This window comes from Undibacterium sp. GrIS 1.2, from assembly GCF_040544435.1.
GTDB lineage: Bacteria > Pseudomonadota > Gammaproteobacteria > Burkholderiales > Burkholderiaceae_D > Undibacterium.
The window spans coordinates 161,651-184,427 of record NZ_JBEONP010000002.1 but is presented as its reverse complement, the minus strand read 5'-3'; the positions used below and the strand labels follow the sequence as shown (position 1 = coordinate 184,427).

General features: G+C 46.2%; 11 protein-coding genes. 2 read left to right on the top strand and 9 right to left on the bottom strand.

The genetic code is table 11. The annotated features are described in order from the left end of the window. Window positions 1-37 precede the first annotated feature (37 nt). From AAKU61_RS01775 to AAKU61_RS01755, 5 genes are all read right to left on the bottom strand, one after another. Entirely contained in the window at window positions 38-673 is a 636-nt protein-coding gene (locus tag AAKU61_RS01775; RefSeq protein WP_354329104.1) for a hypothetical protein, read from the bottom strand. Between the two features lie 619 nt (window positions 674-1,292). Next, window positions 1,293-4,148, bottom strand: a complete 2,856-nt coding sequence (locus tag AAKU61_RS01770; RefSeq protein ID WP_354329102.1) for a TonB-dependent receptor domain-containing protein — start codon at window positions 4,146-4,148, stop codon at window positions 1,293-1,295. A gap of 724 nt (window positions 4,149-4,872) precedes the next feature. Next, a complete protein-coding gene (locus AAKU61_RS01765) occupies window positions 4,873-6,336 on the bottom strand; it encodes a glutamate synthase subunit beta (RefSeq protein ID WP_354329100.1) in 1,464 nt (487 codons plus the stop codon). 127 nt (window positions 6,337-6,463) lie between these two features. Further along, window positions 6,464-11,152 carry a glutamate synthase-related protein gene (locus AAKU61_RS01760; RefSeq protein ID WP_354329098.1) on the bottom strand — a complete coding sequence of 1,563 codons (4,689 nt, stop codon included), beginning with the start codon at window positions 11,150-11,152 and terminating at the stop codon, window positions 6,464-6,466. Window positions 11,153-11,604: 452 nt separating this feature from the next. Then, on the bottom strand, window positions 11,605-12,303 hold the full coding sequence (locus AAKU61_RS01755; RefSeq protein ID WP_354329096.1) for a transposase: 699 nt from the start codon (window positions 12,301-12,303) through the stop codon (window positions 11,605-11,607). A 546-nt stretch (window positions 12,304-12,849) separates the two neighbouring features. On the opposite strand from AAKU61_RS01755, the gene AAKU61_RS01750 reads away from it, so the two are divergent. Beyond that, the gene (locus AAKU61_RS01750) at window positions 12,850-15,009 is read left to right on the top strand and encodes a carboxy terminal-processing peptidase (protein WP_354329094.1); all 2,160 of its coding nucleotides are present in this window, start codon (window positions 12,850-12,852) and stop codon (window positions 15,007-15,009) included. A gap of 199 nt (window positions 15,010-15,208) precedes the next feature. On the opposite strand, the gene AAKU61_RS01745 is transcribed toward AAKU61_RS01750, so the two are convergent. Continuing rightward, on the bottom strand, window positions 15,209-16,363 hold the full coding sequence (locus tag AAKU61_RS01745) for a glycerophosphodiester phosphodiesterase (protein WP_354329092.1): 1,155 nt from the start codon (window positions 16,361-16,363) through the stop codon (window positions 15,209-15,211). A 36-nt stretch (window positions 16,364-16,399) separates the two neighbouring features. Beyond that, the gene (locus AAKU61_RS01740; protein ID WP_354329090.1) at window positions 16,400-18,874 is read right to left on the bottom strand and encodes a TonB-dependent receptor; all 2,475 of its coding nucleotides are present in this window, start codon (window positions 18,872-18,874) and stop codon (window positions 16,400-16,402) included. 280 nt (window positions 18,875-19,154) lie between these two features. On the opposite strand from AAKU61_RS01740, the gene AAKU61_RS01735 reads away from it, so the two are divergent. Then, window positions 19,155-19,991, top strand: a complete 837-nt coding sequence (locus AAKU61_RS01735; RefSeq protein ID WP_354329088.1) for a hypothetical protein — start codon at window positions 19,155-19,157, stop codon at window positions 19,989-19,991. An 83-nt stretch (window positions 19,992-20,074) separates the two neighbouring features. Here the strand turns inward: AAKU61_RS01735 and AAKU61_RS01730 are convergent, their stop codons facing one another. Further along, complete coding sequence (locus AAKU61_RS01730; protein WP_354329086.1) at window positions 20,075-21,544, bottom strand: GAF domain-containing sensor histidine kinase; 1,470 nt, start codon at window positions 21,542-21,544, stop codon at window positions 20,075-20,077. 366 nt (window positions 21,545-21,910) lie between these two features. Continuing rightward, window positions 21,911-22,771 carry an anti-sigma factor family protein gene (locus tag AAKU61_RS01725; RefSeq protein WP_354329085.1) on the bottom strand — a complete coding sequence of 287 codons (861 nt, stop codon included), beginning with the start codon at window positions 22,769-22,771 and terminating at the stop codon, window positions 21,911-21,913. Window positions 22,772-22,777: the final 6 nt, after the last annotated feature.

Here is a 22,777-nt window from a genome sequence, read left to right as displayed (position 1 = left end):
ACTTTCATCTTGCCAGAAATGGCCGCTCCTTTCTCATCTATTTTGCGCTTCTCGCAATAAAATTACTCTCCGGTGTTTCGTTTTGCAAGAACCTCTCTTGATTGATGACGGTGACTTCTTGTATTTTTTTCTCAAGATTTTGTTGCGTCAGGAGAAGCATCTCATTTGTTTCAGTTAATTTCTGGGTACGCGCGATGACTTGCGCATCCAGCTCTTTGTTGAGTTGAGTCAGATTTCTCTCGGCCAGACCTCTGCGAGCTACTTCTGACTCTAGCTTTTTAATCGTTTCGTTGAGTAAAGTAGTGCTAGGAATTTTGAGTGCGGTTGGCATTAAGCGCCATAGCATCACTGCAGTCACCACCGACAACACAGCGGTAAATCCTTTGACCGAGGCATCAAGCCAATAAGCCGGCTCCCATATCGTTAAAATGGAAATCAAATGAGTCGTTCCGCAGGCAAAGATAAATGCGGAAAACATAATGAAGATCCAGTTAAATTCCAGATCATGCCGTCTGCGAACAAAAAAGATCAGTGCAAGGGGGATGGAGTAGTAAGAAATCCCAGTCAGCGTATCGGACGCGACGTAGAGCCAAAGCAAGGATGGCGTCCATAAATAACAATGACCGTGCGGCATAAACTCGCTAGTGATAATCCAACTTAGTAGTGAATCCATATCGCACACCTTTCTTGGTGTATAGGACAAACACAAAGCTCAAATTAATACTGTCATGAGTATATTTAATTTGTCCATATAATCATTGGACATTAAGGCATATTTCAAAAAAATAAAGGGGGAGTATATTGAATCTTTATCAATAATCTCAAAATCACGAACACTGGCAAGCTTGCTTAGCTATCGAAAAGTACTGTTTTTTTTAAATAAAACAGATGCATTACCGATGGGAAAAATCTATGAATCCAATGTAGCGCAGTACCGCTATATTTGCAAATATGTCTATTATTTTTTATTATTACCAACACGACATCTGTGTCTGCGTTGATACAGTTAGCTTATGAATCTCAATCAAGAGGGATTAATGGGAATTAACGTGGCAATAACGACTCCCGCATCAAAGTACTATCAACTTCGGTTGCGCCATAACAGACTTCACGGGTCGGCCATACTACCCATCGATTAGGCGCACCGCATGTCACTTACAATTCTATAAAGTGATCACTATGTAGTGAAAATCTGGTTTTAATCCATTAAGAAAAAAGGGAGAGAAGGCAAAAGCCCTCCCTCCCTTGTATCACTTATCCTGAAGCAGGATAGTGATCAAATGACTTACAACTTAGAACGTATAAGCTGCGCCAATGTTGAATGCACGACCAATTGCGCCTGCTTGATGCAAGGTTGCATTGTAGCCGAGTACATTACCAGCGTTACCGTATGTTGATGCATCGATAGGTGGTTGACGATCAAACATGTTCAACACTGTACCGTGTACTGTCCAGTTCTTGGTCAACTTATAAGTTGCTGTCATGTTAGTAGACAAGAACGATGCAATCGTACAGAAGCTATCTGGCTGAGTTTTTCCGAAGAAATAGTTACGGCCACCGACATCACGTGCAGCAGTTGCACAGCTGTTGCCATCGACTGATGGGTCGAGTGCTGAGAAACTACCTACCCAGTTAAGAGCAGTCGTCACGTTCAAAGGACCCTTGTCGTAACTGACAGTCAACTGTGCGCGGTTTTTAGGATTACCAGTATTACCACTGACACCTGATGGACCATGAGTACCTGCAAGTTCATACGTCTTATCAAGGAATGTCAGTTGATAGCTGAACATATGGGAGAACTGCAAACCGACCTTTACATCACCGTACGAATCAAGTTTAAATTTATATGATGTATCCAGATCGATGCCAGTTGTCTTAGTGCTACCAACGTTAACATAACCAGATGTTGCATAAGCAATCTGACCGACAGGAGGTACTGCAAGAACAGTTCCGCCATTACCATCAGCAATCGCTGTTTCCAATGGTGTTGAGCGAACGAAATTAGGAACGAAACCTGGTAACAAGGACGCTGTGTTGACTTGGTTCTTAATTTCAACCTGGTAGTAATCGATCGTCGTTGCCCAGCCTTTAATTGGCTCGATAATCAGACCAAACGTTGCTGAAGTCGATTTCTCAGGTTGCAGATCTTTGGTCGTGGTTTGTACATAAGCGGGTTGTACGCCGCAAGCTGCAACAACGTTACCTTTAGTCTTTGGATTTCCATCAGCACACAAAATTGGGTCATTAACCGCACCGGATGAGAAGAATGCTCCAGCAGTACCATTCTCTGCCGCATTAGGAGCGCGGAATCCTTGCGAATATGTACCACGCACAGTGATCATTTGATGAGGCGTAAATTTGAAGCCCACTTTTGGCGTTGATGAATTACCGTAAGTATCAAAATGATCGAAACGACCTGATACATCTAGTTCCAGATTTTTCAGGACTGGCGCAACTAATTCGAAAAATGCGGCGGTGTTATTTTCTTTACCAAAAGAGTACGCTCCACCGTTACCAACAGTTCCGTTTTGCAACAGCAGCGCGGATGGTGAATCAATTTTCTTATGCACAAAACTCAGACCAGTAGACAATCCCAACGCTCCGCCTGGCAACGCCATCAATTCGCGACCAAAACGCAATTCAGCAAAGGCCAACTCGGAGGTAGCTTCTTTAGAAAAATGCGGTGAAATTGCAGCAATATCTTCGGCAGTGTTACCACCAGTAATCTTGAAAGGGTTAGTTGCACGTGTCAGCGCAGCATAAAGTGCTGCACGATTAATATAACCAGAGTAGTCAGTATCAGAAACTACTTTTGAGTAACCTAAAGACGCGTTAACATCCCATCCAGCGAGGGAACCAGACAAATCACTAGCCAGACGATACGATTTAGTTTTTGTATCTGCAGAGGCATTTGAATCAACGTCTGGGATATAACCATAAATTCGAACGGCTTTGCCATAAGGATTGCCAGGGTAGTTAGCAGGCACCAAGAAACTTGGGATTACGTTAACAATTTGCGGCGCCTGACCCGGTACCAGCGTTGTGCTACCAGCAAATGAACCCGCTGGAAAAGTAGCAGGTAAGCCGCGATTGTTTTTGTTTTCGCTGCTGAACATTGATGCTTTGAGTTTCAATTCCCAATCGCCAGCTAATTTTTTAGTGAAGCCAGCCAACAAATTGAGATTTTCAGTTTCACTTAAAATATTTGAGGACGTATTGCTTACAGCGCAAGCGCCTGCGCTGTATTTAGCAAAATCACAAGCGGGTGTCGCAAAGCTAAAATTAGCTGGGTTAGTTGCACCACCAGTACCGGTCTGGTTATAGAAATATGGTGTATTGGTTGCAGTACGGCCAGCATTGGCAGCATTAGGTACGCCTGGATTCTGATTGATACCGCCACGTGAGGTCCAGTCACCATTTGCCCACAAATTGTTTGAGCGCTGGGAAACCTTAATTGGATCAGATTTGCGATATTCAACGCTACCAAAAGCATTGTAGCCATCTGTGTCAAGATCACCGAAACCATGAGACAAAGTCAGGTGGGTATTTTGACCGCCGCCATGCTGTGTAGCACCGGCTTCAGCACTAACAGCAGTACCTTTGTAAGATTTTTTCAAAATAACGTTGACCACGCCTGCGATCGCGTCTGAACCGTACATGGAGGAAGCACCATCTTTAAGTACCTCAATACGATCAACCATATCAAACGGGATGCTTGAAATATCGACGAATTGACGCTGCGCATCGTCGCCAACTGGGAACGGCGCCATACGGTGACCATCGATCAAGACCAAGGTTGCACCTACAGACAAACCGCGCAATGCAATACCACTGGCGCCACCGGCAAATGCGCCTGCGAAGCCTTGTGACAATGCACCTGCGCCATTAGATGTAATGTTATTGAGTACTTCTTGAACTGTCGTAAAACCTGATTTCGCCAAATCGTCTGAACTCAAAACCTGCACAGGACTCGGTGTTTCTTTGTTCGCGCGGCTAATCGCGGAACCTGTAATCGTAATACGCTGTGGCGCATCTGCTGAGGCCGTTGTTTCTTGCGCCATCGCTACTGAAGCGGTCATAGCGGATAGTGCACCACTAGCGATCACATGGGCGATTACCATCGGCATTAATTTCAATTGAAACTTCATAGTCTTCCCTTTTACATTAGTTACATTTAAAAGTGCGTTACTGTGGCGCCGTATTAAATCTTGCGGCCAAAACGACACCGAACCTGATACAACTTGAAACATCTTGAAACAACATGAAATCAAATTCCAGTTCTCGATGAAAACATTTTTACATATTCCATGTCAACAAATCAGTATTAGAAAAACCTGAAAACAACAAAACAAAGCATTAGAGTATCGATTTAACTTGCAATTAAGCAATGTATCTATCACTCCATTTTCATTGCTGGTTTTACGAAAATTCACTTGGCCTAAACTAGAAATAAGATGCAATTTCTGGCTGTACCGCCTAATGAAAACTTGCGTAAATTTATGCTTAATGCGGCTACTAACATTGATCACATTGCAAAATCATGTAAATCAAATGTAACGAAAGCGAAATAAGATAATTTTTGTATCAAGATAAAAAGCCTTGGCAAGACTTTTATAAACGAGAAGTAAGAGATGTAATGGATATGAAGAGCAGACGTATTTGATTGCAGACTATTTTATAGTCGATGCATTAACGTCAAATCGTTGACTAATACACAAAAACTGTCATTGGCGCCGTTTAGCCTGGACGGTTTTAATACTTTTCAAAAACAAGGTAACCCCCAAACAGTCACGATGGATATCGAACTTTTGGGGTGCTTGTAAATCGTTAACTTTAGGAATTACTACTAAATTGCCATTAAGTTACTACCAATTAACGCGGCAATACCGACTCCCCCATCAAAGCGGCATCCACTTCCCGAGCGCATTGACGGCCTTCACGGATCGCCCATACCACCAGCGATTGCCCGCGACGCATATCCCCTGCGGCGTAGACTTTGTCCACGTTAGTCTTGTAGCAATCAACACCGTCGGTCGTTGCTCTGGCATTGCCGCGGGCATCTTTTTCTACGCCGAAAGCGTCCAGCACTTGCTGTACCGGTGAAACAAAACCCATTGCGAGCAGCACTAGATCTGCCTTCATTTCAAACTCAGAATCGGGTACTTCTTGCATCTTGCCGTCTTTCCACTCCACACGGACAGCAATCAGCTTTTCTACTTTGCCGTTTTTTCCTTCTAAACGTTTAGTCGCGACCGCCCAATCACGTTCGCAACCTTCTTCGTGCGAAGAAGATGTGCGCATTTTGATCGGCCAATAAGGCCAGACCAGCGGCTTGTTCTCTGTTTCTGGTGGTTGCGGCATCAGTTCAAACTGGGTAACAGACTTAGCACCATGACGGTTAGAAGTACCGACGCAGTCTGAGCCGGTATCGCCACCACCAATGACAACCACATGCTTGGCGCTTGCCATGATCTGATCTTTGACCTTATCACCCGCGTTCACTTTATTTTGTGAAGGCAAGAAATCCATCGCAAAATGCACACCCTTTAACTCGCGGCCAGGCACCGGCAAATCGCGTGGTGTCTCAGCACCACCCGCGATGATGACTGCATCAAACTCTTTTTGTAGCTGCTCTGGTGAGACTGTTTCTTTCGACCAGTTGGTGACTGTTGAAGGAAAATCTTTACCAACCAAAGTGCTGGTACGGAACACCACACCCTCTGCCTGCATCTGTTCTACACGACGGTCAATATGCGTCTTTTCCATTTTAAAATCAGGAATACCATAGCGCAGCAGACCACCAATACGATCATTTTTTTCAAATACGGTCACATCATGCCCGACCCGTGCAAGTTGCTGCGCTGCAGCCAGACCGGCAGGACCGGAGCCGACGATCGCCACTTTCTTTCCAGTTTTAATCGCTGCGGGTTGTGGTTTGACCCAACCGTTTTCCCAGCCCTTGTCGATGATGAAATGCTCGATCGATTTAATTCCAACTGGCGCATCATTGATGCCCAAGGTGCATGCAGTTTCGCAGGGCGCGGGACAAATCCGACCCGTAAATTCCGGAAAATTATTAGTGGAATGCAGTGTCTCTAGGGCCTGCTGATAATTTCCGGTATAGACCAGATCATTCCAGTCTGGAATGATGTTATTCACTGGACACCCGTTATTACAAAAAGGGATGCCACAATCCATGCAACGAGCGCCCTGGATTTTTGCCTGATCATCGCTCAGATGAACTAAAAATTCTTTGTAGTGCTTTTTACGTGATTGCGGTGCTTCGCTCGCTTCTTGTAAGCGCTGGTATTCCATGAAGCCGGTTACTTTACCCATGTCTATTCCTTCAATTCTGATGTGGGCGATGCCCTGTCCAACTTATCAATAATGCTCTTGTCTGCGCTGAAAGATCGGCACGGGAGTGCATGAAAGTGATCCCGTGCGCTCGGTACACGCGGTACGATTAAGCAGCGATCGTGTCTTTTGCTTTAAGCGCCTGTTTTGCAACATACATTTCAGCCAAAGCGCGTTTATATTCTGTTGGGAATACTTTGACGAATTTAGAGCGACCACGCGCCCAGTCATCCAGCAAATTACGCGCCCGTGTACTGCCTGTATGTTTGAAGTGGCGCTCTATCATATGACGCAAAATCGCCTCATCTGTTTCGCCTTCACCACCGCGCAAACGGCTATGCCAGAGCGATGGATCAACCGTCGCTGCCTGCACATCGCCCGCCAAAACTGGTGCTAGTGCGACCATTGATAGATTACATCTGGCTTCAAATTCGCCATCAGGATCATAGACATAGGCAATACCGCCCGACATACCGGCAGCAAAATTACGTCCCGTGTCACCCAGCACAATCACGGTGCCGCCAGTCATATATTCGCATCCATGATCACCAGTACCTTCAACTACGGCCAACGCACCAGAGTTACGTACCGCAAAACGCTCGCCTGCGACGCCATTGATAAACGCCTCACCAGAAATAGCACCATATAAAACGGTGTTGCCGCAGATGATGTTATCTACCGCCCAGCCTCGGAACTCGGTATTAGGCCGAATAATGATACGTCCGCCGGACAAACCTTTGCCGACATAATCATTACCTTCGCCGACCAGATCCAGTGTCACGCCATGTGCCAAAAACGCACCGGCTGATTGACCGGCTGTGCCTTGCAATTGAATATGGATCGTATCGTCCGGCAATCCTGCATGACCATATTTTTTAGCGACTTCTCCGGACAACATGGTACCGACGGTACGGTTTAAATTTTTGATCGGTGAAATGAAAGAGACTTTTTCACCAGTATCTAAAGCTGTTTTCGCTTGCGCAATAAGCTTGTTATCGAGCGCGTTTTCTAAGCCATGATCTTGTACATCAACATGCTTGATCGGCGTATCTACAGGCACATCCGGTTGATAGAAAATACGACTGAAATCCAATCCCTTCGCTTTCCAGTGTCCAATCGCTTTTGACTTATCCAGCAAATCAACGCGGCCAATCAACTCGTCATAAGTACGGATGCCCAACTGCGCCATGATCTGACGTACTTCTTCTGCAACGAAGAAGAAGTAGTTGACGACATATTCCGGCTTGCCGGAAAACTTAGCGCGCAAAATCGGATCTTGTGTTGCAACACCAACAGGGCAGGTGTTCAAATGACATTTGCGCATCATGATGCAGCCTTCGACTACCAGTGGTGCAGTCGCAAAACCGATTTCATCCGCACCCAACATTGCGGCAATTACCACGTCACGCCCCGTCTTCATCTGACCATCTGCCTGTACACGCACACGGCCGCGCAAGCCATTCAGGACCAGAGTTTGCTGAGTTTCGGAAAGACCTAACTCCCATGGTGTACCAGCATGTTTAACGGACGACAAAGGTGATGCGCCGGTTCCGCCATCATGTCCCGCAATCACCAGATGATCGGCCTTGGCTTTAGAGACACCCGCGGCAACAGTACCAACGCCGACTTCGGATACCAATTTCACAGATATTGAGGCTTTAGGATTCGCGTTTTTTAAATCATGAATCAGCTGCGCCAGATCTTCAATCGAGTAAATATCATGATGCGGCGGCGGGGAAATCAGGCCGACACCCGGCACAGAAAAACGCAGTTTTGCGATATATTCCGATACCTTATGCCCAGGTAATTGACCACCCTCACCCGGCTTGGCGCCTTGTGCCATCTTGATCTGAATCTGATCAGCAGAAATCAGGTATTCCGTCGTCACACCAAATCGACCTGATGCCACCTGCTTGATGCGGGAGCGTAAAGAGTCTCCTGGCAACAAGGGCATATCAACTTCGATATTGGCTTTACCAACAATCGATGCCAAGGTGTCGCCTTGCTTGATCGGTATCCCTTTTAATTCTTGCTGATAACGCGCAGGATCTTCCCCTCCTTCGCCTGTGTTCGACTTTCCGCCAATACGATTCATCGCAATTGCTAAGGTTGCGTGGGCTTCTGTACTGATAGAACCCAGAGACATGGCGCCAGTCGCAAAGCGTTTGACAATTTCTTTGGCTGGCTCTACCTGATCCAGCGGGATCGCTTTAGCAGGATCAATTTTGAACTCAAACAAACCACGTAAGGTCATGTGACGCTTAGATTGGTCGTTGATGATCTGAGCGTATTCTTTGTAGGAATTATAGTTATTAGTCCGGGTTGAATGCTGTAATTTAGCAATCGCGTCCGGCGTCCACATATGGTCTTCACCGCGAATACGGAAGGCGTATTCGCCGCCTGCATCCAAAGCATTTGCCAATACCGGATCATTACCAAACGCCAGACTGTGCAGACGTAATGCTTCTTCAGCGACTTCAAATACGCCGATCCCTTCCACATTGGAGGCAGTGCCTTTGAAGTATTTGTCGACCAATGATTTATTCAAGCCTATCGCTTCAAAAATCTGTGCGCCGCAATACGACATATAGGTAGAAATACCCATCTTGGACATGACTTTCATCAAGCCTTTGCCGATTGCCTTGGTGTAGTTGTACATCGCTTTTTCTGCGGACAAATCACCTGGCAAATCTTTTGCCATTGCCGCAAGTGTTTGCATTGCCAAATACGGATGCACTGCTTCTGCGCCATAACCTGCCAGTAAGGCGAAGTGATGTGTCTCGCGAGCAGAACCAGTTTCAACCACCAAGCCAGTGATGGTGCGCATACCGCGACTGACCAGATGCTGATGCACGGTCGAAGTTGCTAACAGCGCAGGAATAGCGACGTTGTTCGCATCCATCTTGCGGTCGGTGATGATCATAATGTTATGACCGGATTTGACCGCATCGACGACTTCGGCACAAATCGATGCCAGACGTGCTTCGATCCCGTCTTTACCCCATGCGACCGGATAGCAGATATCTAGTTCATAGGACTTGAATTTGCCACCGGTGTTGGCGCTAATATTACGCAGCTTGGCAATATCGGCAAAATCCAGCACTGGCTGCGATACCTCCAAACGCATCGGAGGATTGATGTTGTTGGTGTCCAGCAGGTTAGGTTTAGGGCCGATAAACGATACCAGCGACATGACCATCGCTTCACGAATCGGATCGATAGGTGGATTGGTGACTTGCGCGAATAACTGCTTAAAGTAGTTATACAAAGGCTTCAATTTATTTGACATCACCGCCAGCGATGAGTCATTGCCCATGGAGCCAATCGCTTCTTCAGCACTGGTTGCCATTGGCGCCATCAAGAATTTTAAATCTTCTTGTGTATAGCCAAATGCCTGCTGCTGATCAAGCAAAGTCGCGCTGGATGGCTCTACTGCTTGCTCCGCTTTTAGTGCGTTGAGTTTGATACGCACAGACTGAATCCATTGCTTGTATGGCTTGGCATTGGAGTAGGTATCTTTGATTTCTTTGTCGTCGATGATGCGGCCAGCATCCAGATCGATCAAAAACATTTTGCCCGGTTGCAGGCGCCATTTTTTGATGATTTTAGATTCAGGAATCGGCAATACGCCGGATTCCGACGCCATTACTACCAGATCATCATCCGTCACGATGTAGCGCGCCGGGCGCAAACCGTTGCGGTCCAAGGTGCCACCAATCTGGCGGCCATCGGTAAATGCCATCGCAGCGGGACCATCCCATGGCTCCATCATCGCAGCGTGGTATTCGTAGAATGCGCGGCGATTGTCGTCCATCATGGTGTGATTTTCCCAAGCTTCAGGGATCATCATCATCATTGCCTGGGCGATCGGGTAGCCAGCCATGACTAAGAGTTCCAGCGCGTTATCGAAGCTGGCAGTGTCGGATTGACCTTCAAAAATCAGCGGATACAATTTTTGTAAATCATCGCCTAGTACTGCGGATTTCATCACGCCTTCGCGTGCGCGCATCCAGTTGAAATTACCTTTGACCGTGTTGATCTCACCATTATGCGCAATCATGCGGTACGGGTGAGCCAATGGCCACTCTGGAAATGTATTGGTTGAGAAACGCTGATGCACCAGCGCCAATGCAGAAACGCAGCGCGGATCTTGCAAGTCTTTGTAGTAGACACCGACCTGATCGGCCAGCAACAAACCCTTGTAGACGATGGTGCGCGCCGACATCGACGGCACAAAATATTCTTTGCCGTGCAGCAGCTTCAACGCTTCGATCGCGTGTACTGCCGACTTGCGGATGACGTATAACTTACGTTCCAGCGCATCGGTCACCATGATATCTGCACCACGACCGATAAAAATCTGGCGTATCACAGGTTCTTTTTCGCGGACTAATGGCGACATCGGCATGTCTGTATCGACCGGCACATCGCGCCAGCCCAGAACAACCTGGCCTTCGGCTCGCACGGCGCGCTCAATCTCTTGCTGGCATGCCAGACGTGAGGCGTGTTCTTTCGGTAAAAAGATCATACCGACGCCATATTCACCCGGCGGCGGCAAGTCTATGCCCTGCTTGCTCATTTCTTCGCGGAAGTATTGATCAGGAATTTGGATCAGCACACCGGCGCCGTCACCCATCAGTTTATCGGCACCGACTGCGCCACGATGGTCCAGATTTTTAAGAATCAGCAAACCTTGCTCCACAATTGCGTGGGATTTTTTGCCTTTGATGTGTGCCACAAAGCCTACACCGCAGGCGTCATGTTCATTTGCTGGGTCGTACAGGCCTTGCGCTTGCATCATAATTCTCCACTTAAAATTAAGGTTGAATCGTAGAGTAGTGCAGCGCAACAGAAACATCAATAACAATATTTAGGGTCAGTGTCAAAATAAATTAAAATTAAATCCGATAAATTTTAATTGGGGACATAGTTAAATAAGCGCCATTTTACGGTTCTCATAAACAGATGGAATTCGATTTAAAGAATGCGTTTGCTGGCACGAATAAGTCGAGAGACAACATTCGCCCACGAGTGAGCTAGATTTCAGACGATAAAATACGGGCGAATTCTAAGCTTATAGAAATACCTATTTAAATTACTCCCCATATGTATATATTAGTTGTCCATAGAATCATTGGACAATACGCCATTTTTCACAGAATTATGGGGGAGTATATTGATATGAATGGGAAAAAGGCATTAAGTAGAGAGAAAATTTAAACTCGGTTAGTTGACAAATTAGCTGCCACCTTAGATGCCAAACAGCGCTTTTCGGGGTCGCCCACGCTTCATCGGCTCCACCCGGCGCTCGGTGAATTTTGTCATGTCCGCTTTAAATTGTTCAGTGCCGATTAGCCAGCCTTTGAGTGTTGCATCCATCATTGAATTCAATTCTGAACTCAACAAAGGCTGCTGCATCATGTCCCGATACGCGGCTTCGCGTTGAAACGGCGTATTCCCCAAACTCCAATACAAAGGATGATCGGTAATTAAGGGATCAATTTTCAAACCAATATGGTGCTGGAAGCTAGACCAAGGATATTCCTGCGCATCGGCCACCAATTTGCTACGAACTGGATTACTTTCTATAGACAAAGAGCAGCGCAAAAAATACAAGGCCGCCTCCATCACCGTCGCCCGATACCGCCCTTGCCACAAACTGCCGGTGCGCTCATATTTGCGATTGTAATAAGGGACATAGTGACGACCGATCCACTGCATCATCTTACCCAAACCCACTTCATCAGCAGGCGTAACGAGCAAGTGGACATGATCTGGCAATAAAACATAAGCATGGATGGCAACTTCAAACTGTTTGGCAGCCTCGCCTAACCAAGCCAGAAAAGCGACGTAATCAGCCGACTCACGAAAAATCGCCTGATGATTATTCCCATGCTGAATAACATGATGCAATTGTCGCGGAATAACGAGGCGGCTAAGTCTGGCCATAGATAGAAGTCGCTAAAAATAAGATTGAATAAGATTGTTGGACAAACAAGCATTGCATTGTAAATCAAGCGACCAGGCACAAAGTAATATAGCGACGATATCCAGCAGTGATTAACCGTGTTCAGCCTCAACCAGACTGATGCAAATACAAGAAAATATCTCGCCGGTTAAATACGGAAAAGGCGAAGGAAAATTTTCATCCATGTATTCTCTGTACCGGGACATCTCTTAGGCCATTGTATTTTTGTTTTGTGTAAGTCTTAATAAATCGGCAGATTCAGAGGACGGATAATTCACGATAAAATAAACAATGGTAATCTGAGACCGATTGATGCGAACTATTTAGTTCTTTTTTAGTCGAAATAAGCAGATGTCGCCGTACGGACAAATACAGAATAACAATCAGACAGCGCGTACATTTTGTTACATCATATAGTGTGGTTATCGTGGCGCATGCGCTATATTTTCTGCACTAAAAATTCAGAGTTAATTTTCAAAGCTAATTTTTAAAGCTAAATTTCAGAGCGACGATTTGGAGAACCCCACATGAAGAAAAAACTATTGTGCTTAATGCTTGCCTTTGCAGCATCAACGCAAGCCGATACCTTAGATCCTTCTTCAACCCAACTGCTAATGCCATTGCCACAGCAAGCGCAGGCAGCTAGTTTAAGTGCTGGTTTTTTAACCCGCTTCCACTACAAAGCGACGCCCTTGGATGATGCGATGTCGATCAAAATTTTTGATCGCTATCTAAAGTCACTCGATCCCGAAAAATTATTTTTTACTCAAGCAGATATCAATCAATTTGCTGCTGCACGCACGCAATTAGACGATGCAATCAAACAGGAAAACTTGAATATTCCTTTTGCGATTTTTAATTTGTATGAAAAGCGTTTAGTTGATCGTCTTACTTACGCACGCGAAATTTTGAAAAAAGGTTTTGATTTTACTCAGAATGAAAGCTACTCCTACGCTCGTGAAAAAGCTGCATGGCCGCAATCTGAAACTGAAGTAAGTGATCTGTGGCGCAAACGTGTAAAGAATGACTGGCTGCGTTTAAAACTTGCAGGTAAGGACGATGCAGCTATTCGCGATACCTTAGAAAAACGCTACACCAGCTCATTAGCACGTGTAAAAAAATATAAGAGCGAAGATGCGTTCCAGATTTTTATGGATGCCTATGCAATGTCGATCGAGCCGCATACCAATTACCTTGGGCCACGTGCGTCAGAAGATTTTGATATTTCGATGAAACTGTCGCTGGTTGGCATTGGTGCAGTATTACAAGAACGTGATGACTATACAACCGTGCGTGAACTGGTTGTGGGCGGCCCGGCAGCGATGTCTAATCGTCTAAAAGTAGGCGACAGAATTGTCGGGGTAGGTCAAGGTAAAACTGGTCCGATTACAGAAGTCGTGGGCTGGCGTATTGATGATGTCGTCAAGCTGATACGTGGTGCAAAAGACTCTATCGTCGTGTTAGATATTCTCCCTGCCGATGCCAGCCTTGATGCCAAACATCAGATGGTGACCTTGGTACGCGACAAAATAAAACTGGAAGAACAGGCTGCCAAAAAATCGATTATTCCTATTCAAAGCGGCGGTGTTACCCGACAAATTGGGGTAATCTCCTTACCGACTTTCTATCAGGATTTTGATGCTCGCATCAAAGGCGATAAAGATTTCAAAAGTGCCACACGCGATGTATCTCTTTTGTTAGAAGAACTAAAAAAAGCCAAGGTCGATAGCGTATTAATCGATTTGCGTAACAACGGCGGTGGCTCTTTAGCAGAAGCGATTGAACTCACAGGCCTATTCATTGATAAAGGCCCAGTGGTGCAGCAACGGAACGCACAAGGCAAAATCAGCGTAGAAAGTGACACCAACGCCGGCCTTACCTGGGACGGCCCTCTGGGCGTGTTGATTAATCGTGGCTCAGCATCAGCATCGGAAATTTTTGCTGCCGCAATTCAGGACTATGGCCGTGGCGTGATTATTGGTGAAGGTAGTTTTGGTAAAGGTACCGTGCAAACCATCGTCAATCTGGATCAGGCAACGCAAAATCCTAAAGCGAAATTTGGCGAACTCAAAATGACAATTGCTCAATTCTTCCGTATCAACGGAGGGACAACACAATTGCGTGGTGTGACACCAGATATCAGCTTCCCTAGCGGAACAGATACAGAGAGCTTCGGTGAGTCTAGCTATGACAATGCACTACCTTGGACGCAAATCAAACCTGCTGATTACAAGCCAACCGGTGATCTGACTGATCTGTTACCAATGCTGGAAGTGCGTCATGAATCACGTATTGCAAAGGACAAGGATTTCCAGTATCTGCAAGAGGATATCGCTGAAGTCCAGGCACTACGTAAGAAAAAAACGATCTCTTTGAATGAAGTAGAACGCCGTAAAGAGAAAGAAACTTTAGAGGCAAAAATCAAATCACGAGAAAGTAACGACGGCACAGATAAAAAAACTGCCGGCAAAACTAAATCGCAATTAGACGACGGTCTGCAAGCAAACGAACGTAATCTCGCTGCTGATATTGCGGCAGAAAAAGAGCAAAAAAATGCTAAAGATGTATTACTCAACGAAGCCGTCCATATTTTGAGTGACGAAGTTGATTTACTAAAAACCAATGCCAAATTAGCGGCACGGGTATTACCAGCCAATACACTTAATACCAACCAAAAGCATGATTGATTAATTTACGACGAGGATTTTTATAAAATAGCAGGTGATGTTTTTGTAAAAGCCGCAATTGAGATCGACATCTGAATTGTATTTAAATAAAAAGTCCCGCAAGATAAATTATCTTGCGGGACTTTTTTGTATCACTCTTAAATAACGAACTTATCAAATACGAATTTATCAAATCAAACCGAGTATAGATCGACTGACATCAAGGCCCTACCGCCAAACGACCTAGTGCAGCGTCATCCGTAAAAAATCCATCAATCCCTGCTGCAATATAACGTTTCATCTCAGCGACAGAACCTAGTTCATTACGAGCATTCTCGCCGTTAGCATTGCGAAAATCAGCCGCGAGAAAGCGATTCTCGGGACGGAAAGTCCAGACATGCACCACCAACCCTGCAGCATGCGCGTCTGCGACAAATGAAGTTGACGTACCAAGTCGTCCGTCCGCTAATAAGGGAATAATCGCACGCGTTGGTGGCGCGACCACATCAGCATACAGCGCGATTGCACGCATACCTTCAGCCGTAGTCATCTTGCCAAATGTCAGATCACCGCCAGCGGCAACTACATCACTAGGACGATAATTGCCCTCGGCGACTAACTGCATCAGACGGATATTTTCACGCTTAGCGGGCGCGCCTAACTTGTTACGCAAGTATTTGAGATTAGCAATTTCAAAAGATTGAATCTCCAGCGGACAGTGCTTGGTGTACTCATGTGCATCGATTATTTTTAAAAACCGGTCTTCCAGAGGCAAGCCGATTTTTGCAAAATAGGTGGAGCTTTTTAATTCCGGTACCAGACCAATGACACGCCCGCTGGTAGCGGATTGGGCAGCAACAAAATCAATAATTTCTTCCCATGTAGGTATCTGGAACATACCGTCATACAAGGTATTCGCAGGTCGTACTTTTGGCAAACGTTCAACTGCACGCAAGGTTTTTAATTCGTCCAGGCTGAAGTCTTCTACAAACCAACCAGTGTGAATTTGACTATCAATTGTTTTGGTTGTGCGTCTGCTGGCAAACTCTGGGTGTTTAGCGACGTCGGTCGTCTCAGTCAAATCTGCCTCATGCCGCGCTACCAAAACACCATCCTTGGTGATGACCAGATCAGGCTCAATATAGTCTGCCCCATCAGCAATCGCTCTGGCATAAGACGCTAAGGTATGCTCTGGTCGCAATGCGCTGGCGCCACGATGCGCGAATACCTCAACTCTCTTAGTCGCCGCATAAGTGGGTTGAACTAATTGAGCCGATTGAGCTAGGGCAGGAAGCATTGGTATCAAACCTATCAAACTAATTGCGGCGACGCGACCCAGCGTTGTTTTGACAAAATTTCTACGATTGAATGTCATGTAAATCGTCCTCAAAAATTCAATATGAATTAGAAATTAAAAATTAGTACCGAGCGTCACAAAGAACTGACGCGGTGCAATCGGGAAGGTGTTGTAAGTGCCTGATGCAGCACCAACCACTACCACAGACGCGCCGGTTTGCTGGTTCAGATTAGTAATATTCAACCTGACTTTGGTATTTTTTAGAAAAGCATTATCAAGCATCGGTAGTTTGGCACTTAAGGCTAAGCTAGCCATAAAATAACCAGGCACGGATAAATCATTGGTATATGTAGCGTAACGTTTGCCTATGTATTCACCGATCAGCTGCACCTCAAAATCACCTTCAGTCGCCGTAGCGACAAACTTGTTCATCCAGTCAGGGCTGCCAGGTACTTTTTTTCCGGATGTCGCCACTATCGCGGCACCATTATTGTAGTTATCCGAATACACCGAACGGTTATAGGACAAGGCATTGTAAAAAGAAAAATTACGTCCAAAATGCAAAGTCCCTGCTATATCAATACCGGTAGTTTGTACGCTACCGACGTTCGCCAAAATTGGATTGCCACCGATAATAGAAGAGATCACTGGCGTCGGGCTAATTTGCAATAAGCGATTACTAAAATCAACGTAATACAAATTGACCTGACCATCGATTTTATTCAACGCACCCAAATTCAGATCACGACTGCTGCGCATACCGACCTCATATGTGACTGAAGTTTCTGGCTTTGCGGTACTCTTAAAAAGATCAAATCCTGATTGACTAGCCAGACTCCAAGGTGATGCGCCACCGCCACCATAAGTCACAAACTGTCTTAAATTTTGCTGGATATTAGCGAATAACTGATCACGTGAGGATAAGTCCCAGCGCACACCAATTTGCGGCAAAAACCATTTACGGGTAATGATCTCACCTTCTGGTAATGCCTTGGAGCCGCCTGAAATTGCACCAATTGCTGGTTGTACCGGGAACGTACCTTTTGCAAACTGCAGGCTCGACTTAAACCCTACCTGTACCGTCAAATCTGGCTGCACACTCCACTCATCTTGCAAATGTAGCTGTACAACATTGTTATCGATCTCGCTACCATATTGTGTAATCAGAGGATTGCTTGGTCTATCGTAAGGCGAGCTTGGATTGTTCACATCTAGGGCGTACCAACGACGGAATGCTGACGATTTATTGTGCTCCCACCAGCCACCTACTTCGATCTGATGATTACCCCATTCTTTACGCAAATTAGAGATCAGACCGCCGCGATCAATTTTGTATTCGGTAGTACGGGTTGCATAGCCAGAATTACCAAAGATTTGCTTCAGATCTTGATTCGGGAAATACACACTAAACAGCGCTGGCAAACCCGCTGCGCCTATCGGACCTGCGACTACACCAGCACCATCGTCCTTATGAAAATACACCTGATTTGACCACTTGGTAGTTTCATTTAAATTGGCGTCATATTTTGCGTAGGCCAAATAATCAGTCCGTTGTGCATCGCTGTAGTAGTTACGGTAATTAGACCCGTCTGCCGCCGGCGTTGCACCGGTAGGCGATAAGTATTTGAGTGCTGTTGCAAAGTCAGGATATAAGAAAGGACGAGTGTAAGGTGCACTGGTTTCGCCAGCGACATGCACTGTGCTATCTTCGTTTGGCTCAGTCTTATCGTTGTAATTAAAATAGAGCGTTAGCTTGCCGGGTGCAGTGTCATGAACGAATTTTGCGTTCAACTGATTACCGCCCTGCTTGCCGTTAAAATCCCATGCCTTTGCATCCTGACGCATCAAAGCGATATACGCAGAATTGCCATTACCAAACAAGCCTGTATCAAAACGGGCAAAGGTACGGGATGTGCTATAGCTACCAAAAGTTTGCTCTAAGCTGGTACGACGCTGTGCCAAGGGATCGCTAGAAAACGTCTCTATCGTTCCACCTAAGTTACTGGTTGATGCAGTGGCCAGATCACCTGCGCCAGAAGATAAAATAACATTACGGACGTTCTCGCTAATTACTGCACGCTGTGGCGAAAGACCATTGTAGTTACCATATTGCTGATCGCCTAAAGGTACGCCATCCATGGTGTAACCAAGCTGCTGGCCACTAAAGCCGTGGATAAACAGCGTTAAATTTTGTTCGTTATTGCCCCAAGGGTCGGCAGTTTGAAAATTCACACCCGGCAGCGTTTGCAATGCTTTTACAGGATTAGTACCTGCCAATATTTTTTGAATTTCCAGACCACGTACCGATACAGAGGAGCGAGTCGTCTGAGATGAAATCACCACGGTCTGCGCACCGGTGGTCGCGGAGTCTGCTACGGAACTTGCGCTATCAGAGGCATTAGCTGAATCGATTACTATATTTTTTTGTGCTTCATCCATCGCTACCGCTTTGCTCTGCGCCATTGCCGGCTGAGCAAATGCTAAGGCGAAAAATGCATAGCTAAGGGAGGCCGCAAGTATTTTGCGTGAGCCTAACTGATTTGAGCTGAAGTTTTTCTTGCGCGCTGTTTTCGTAGAATTAATTTTCATATTAAAGCCCATGGTGACACTATGATGTCGACCATAATCGGACACCACACTGCGATCGTTGAAAAAGAAATAAATAAAGCAATCGCGGTGCAGATTACGTTTTGTTTATTACGACTTGATGAATTAGGAGTTAGACTTTATCGACGTGCCATGTAAAGTCAGGGTGTGTTGTATTTTTTTTACTGCGCTATTCGTTTTTTACGAATTATTTTTCACACGAATTACTTTTTTGTTCAAATAAAATTTTTGTTATTGTCTCTCAATATTTTCTGGATTCGTCATGTCTCTCTCATCTGCCGTAGTAAGTAATATAGCCCCAGAGCTGATTTTGCAAGCAGCGACGATCTTGGTAACACGCCGTCAGTCAGGCGTACAAGGTGAGCGCTTGCCGCCTAGTTTTCACCAGATGAACAGTGCGGCAGGATTGGCAATTCAGGCTGCGGTGTCGGCTCAAATGGGTGACCATACTGGTGCTTGGAAATGTGGAATAGCTGCTGATGATCGCGTGGTTCGCGTCATATTAGCGCCGATTTATAGCAAAACTATTTATAGCGATCCTATCGCTGCATGCCCGGTCTGGTCACGTGCAGGGCATGTAAAAATTGAGCCTGAACTTGCTTTTATTCTAGGTTGTGATTTGCCTGCGCGCGATACACCTTATGAGGCTGCAGAGGTCGATGCGGCGATCATTCGTACCCACATCGCATTGGAGTTGATTGATAGCCGTTATACCAATCCTGACGAAGTCAGTTTTGTAGAAAACTTGGCGGATGGTTTGCTGAATCAAGGTTTATTCCTTGGCCCTGAAGTCGATAGTGCCAAAGCAAAAATCACTACGGATATGGCGATTAAAGTCAGTAGCAGGTTGCAGCAAGACAAAAATTTGATGCCGCTAGTACAGTTTGAAGGACGCCACCCGAATACCCATCCGCGCGCGCCCTTGTATTGGCTGGCAGAATATTTACGCAGCCAAGGGCAAGGTCTGCAAGCAGGTCAGGCAATTATCACCGGGTCTTACGCAGGGAGTTTTGAAGTGGCGCTGGATCAGGATATCTTTATTCAGTTTGGCGATCTAGGCGAGTTAAACGTTAACTTTAGTCGCCATGAAATTTTATAGGCGTTTGTCTGAATTAGCGCTTGTCTGAATTAGCTTTAGTAGGAGCTTACTTAATTAAGCTTCTCATATTCCGTGACCGCTAGCTACAACGGAAACCGTATCGTAAAACAAGTACCACTCTCAGCCGAGCTATCGACATCAATTTTTCCGTTCAATAAGGAGGTGACGATGTTGTGGGTGATATGCAAACCGAGGCCGGAGCTGCCCTCACCTAGTTTGGTAGTAAAAAATGGATCATAAATATGCGGCAGGTGAGCTGGACTAATGCCGATACCATTATCTTTTATACTTAAGTTGAGCCAGCCAGCGTCGTCCAGGCTGGCGTGAATCTGAATATGATTGTGCTGTTTGTTCAGCAATTTCTGCTGGTCTTGCTCTGCATCGACAAAGGCATGTACCAGAGAATTATTCAAAATATTGACGATGACCTGACTCAATAGTCCGGGATAAGTATTGATTTCCAAACCACGCGGAATCTCTACTTTTAAATCAACATGATGCTTTTTGAATATCGCCGATAAATGATAGATCGTCTCGGCAATAAACGGTGTCAGCGCAAACTGGCTGCGTTGATAATCAGCGCCGTCGACTGCAATCTGTTTAAAACTCACCACCAAATCAGCTGCACGTTGCAAGTTACGTTGCAGGATTTCGCTGGCGTGCGCGGCCTCTGCCATATAGGTTTCTAACGAAGAACGCTTCAAGCCATCGCTATAGGATTGCCTAAATTCTCTGGTGAGGTCGGCCAAAGTACTCGCAACCATTAAGCCATTGCCAATCGGCGTATTCAGCTCATGCGCAACGCCCGCCACCAGTGCGCCAAGTGCGGCTAACTTGTCGCGCCGGACTAACTCTTCATGGGTCACGTTCAGATTATGTAAGGCGCTGGCGAGTTCCAGATTGACTACGCTCAAAGCCAGATTACTGGCTTCGGCTTTTTCTTTTGCTGCGGATAACTCGGTGGTGCGTTGATTGACCAGCTCGGTTAAATGATGGCGGTGGATTTCTAGCTCTTCTTCACGGCGGGTGCGTTCTATGGCGATTACTGCCAGATGCGCAGCGACGCCGATTAATTTAATGTCTTCTGCGTCTGGAACTCGCACTTCGCGGTAGTACATGGCGAAGGTGCCTAAGATCTTATTTTTGTTCAGGTAAATAGGGCTGGACCAGCAGGCGCGCAAACCATGCGGTGCGGCAAAATGACGGTAAGGTTCCCATAAAGGATCGATCAGAATATCGCTGACGATGACGGTATCTTTGAGGTACATCGCGGTGCCGCAAGAACCGACAGCAGGGCCAATTTCTTGTCCGTCTAAAGCCCTCATATATTCTGGCGGCAAATTCGGTCCCGCGCCCATCCGGATATGTACACCATCATCATCCAACAACAAGACTGAGCACAGCACTCCATCGGATTGTCCTTCGATCAGATACATCAACTTAGTCAAAGTATCTTTTAAGGGCGCACCCTGAGCGATCATTTCTAACAGCTCGTTTTGCCCGTGGCGCAAGCTTTCAGCTAAGCGGGCGGCCTGTCTTGTAGCGATATCCATCGTGATGACCTATCTAAACTTGCGTTGGTTTAGTGTAGGTGAATCTTATCGCTTTGTACATGATAGCGGTGCAAGCATGGTGATTATTTGCAGGACAGACACAACACTTGGGACTTACGCAAAATCGTCCTCGCTAAGTTGCAGCTGGTAGCGGCACTAAACAGCGCAAGCGTGATGCCTGTGACGATATTTTAGGTAAATGAATCGCCAGACAGTTCTCCTACGAGCAATCAAAACACAGGCAGCTTAAATATACTGGATATTAGTATATTTAAGTTGTCCATAGATTTACTGGACAATAGAGTATTTTTATAAAAAATAATGGGGAGTATATTAAATTAGCCAGATTTGATTCAAGCAACATCGCTATGGCGCATTCCGCCAGGCGCGCTGTTGCGCTGCCCGTTCTGCCGCTGCATCCAAGGCCTGATCTGCGATGCGTTGATCAATCGCTTGCAAAACTGCGATGGGCATCTCTGCGGCGGCTTGACGATATTGCCCCGATTGTCCGGTTTGTCCACTGCTTGTAGCTGGCTTATCGGTTTGTGCCAACACCGCAATTTGCCAGTCGTTGCCGGTCTTTTGTTTGCAGGCGAGGCCAGAGAAACCAGGATTCTGCGTACCATCTTCCGCTAAAAAGCTGCGGCAAAATTGTCCTTCTTTAGATAAAAAACTGACCCCAATTTTGACCGTACTGTCTGTCGCAGGTGCACTGGCAAGCTGTTGCGTCAACGCTTGCGCCAACTTGCCTTGCGCTGTGACCTGACCATTGACTGACGCCAGCATGCCGCCATTCGGCGACAAGTTAGCCGATAAGCTGGTGCCGTCCTGCCATCCAAATTTACCCACCACCACACCGACGATGAGCATCGCCGCTAACCCACCCAACTGCTGCCAGGACCAGCCAGAGGTCGGCTTTTTAAGTGCGTCTTTGTTTTTTGCGGCATTGAACTGAAGCACGTTATTGCTCGTCGTTGTTGCTGCGCTTGCAGACGTGCTTGTGGTCTGTGCCGCAGCCAGCCTTAGCCGGGCAGGAACAGGCTCATCCACGATAGGTGCAAAGGCAGCAAACACATCATTACGCATAGCCTGATGTTGCGCGACTCTTTGCGCAACCTGCTGCGCCAAATCGGCATCTTGCAATATTGCCGCTTGAATTGTCGCCCGCGTTTCGGCATCCAATTCGCCATCGGCAAAGGCCATTAAAGTTTCATCTGAAAAGCGCATCACTAT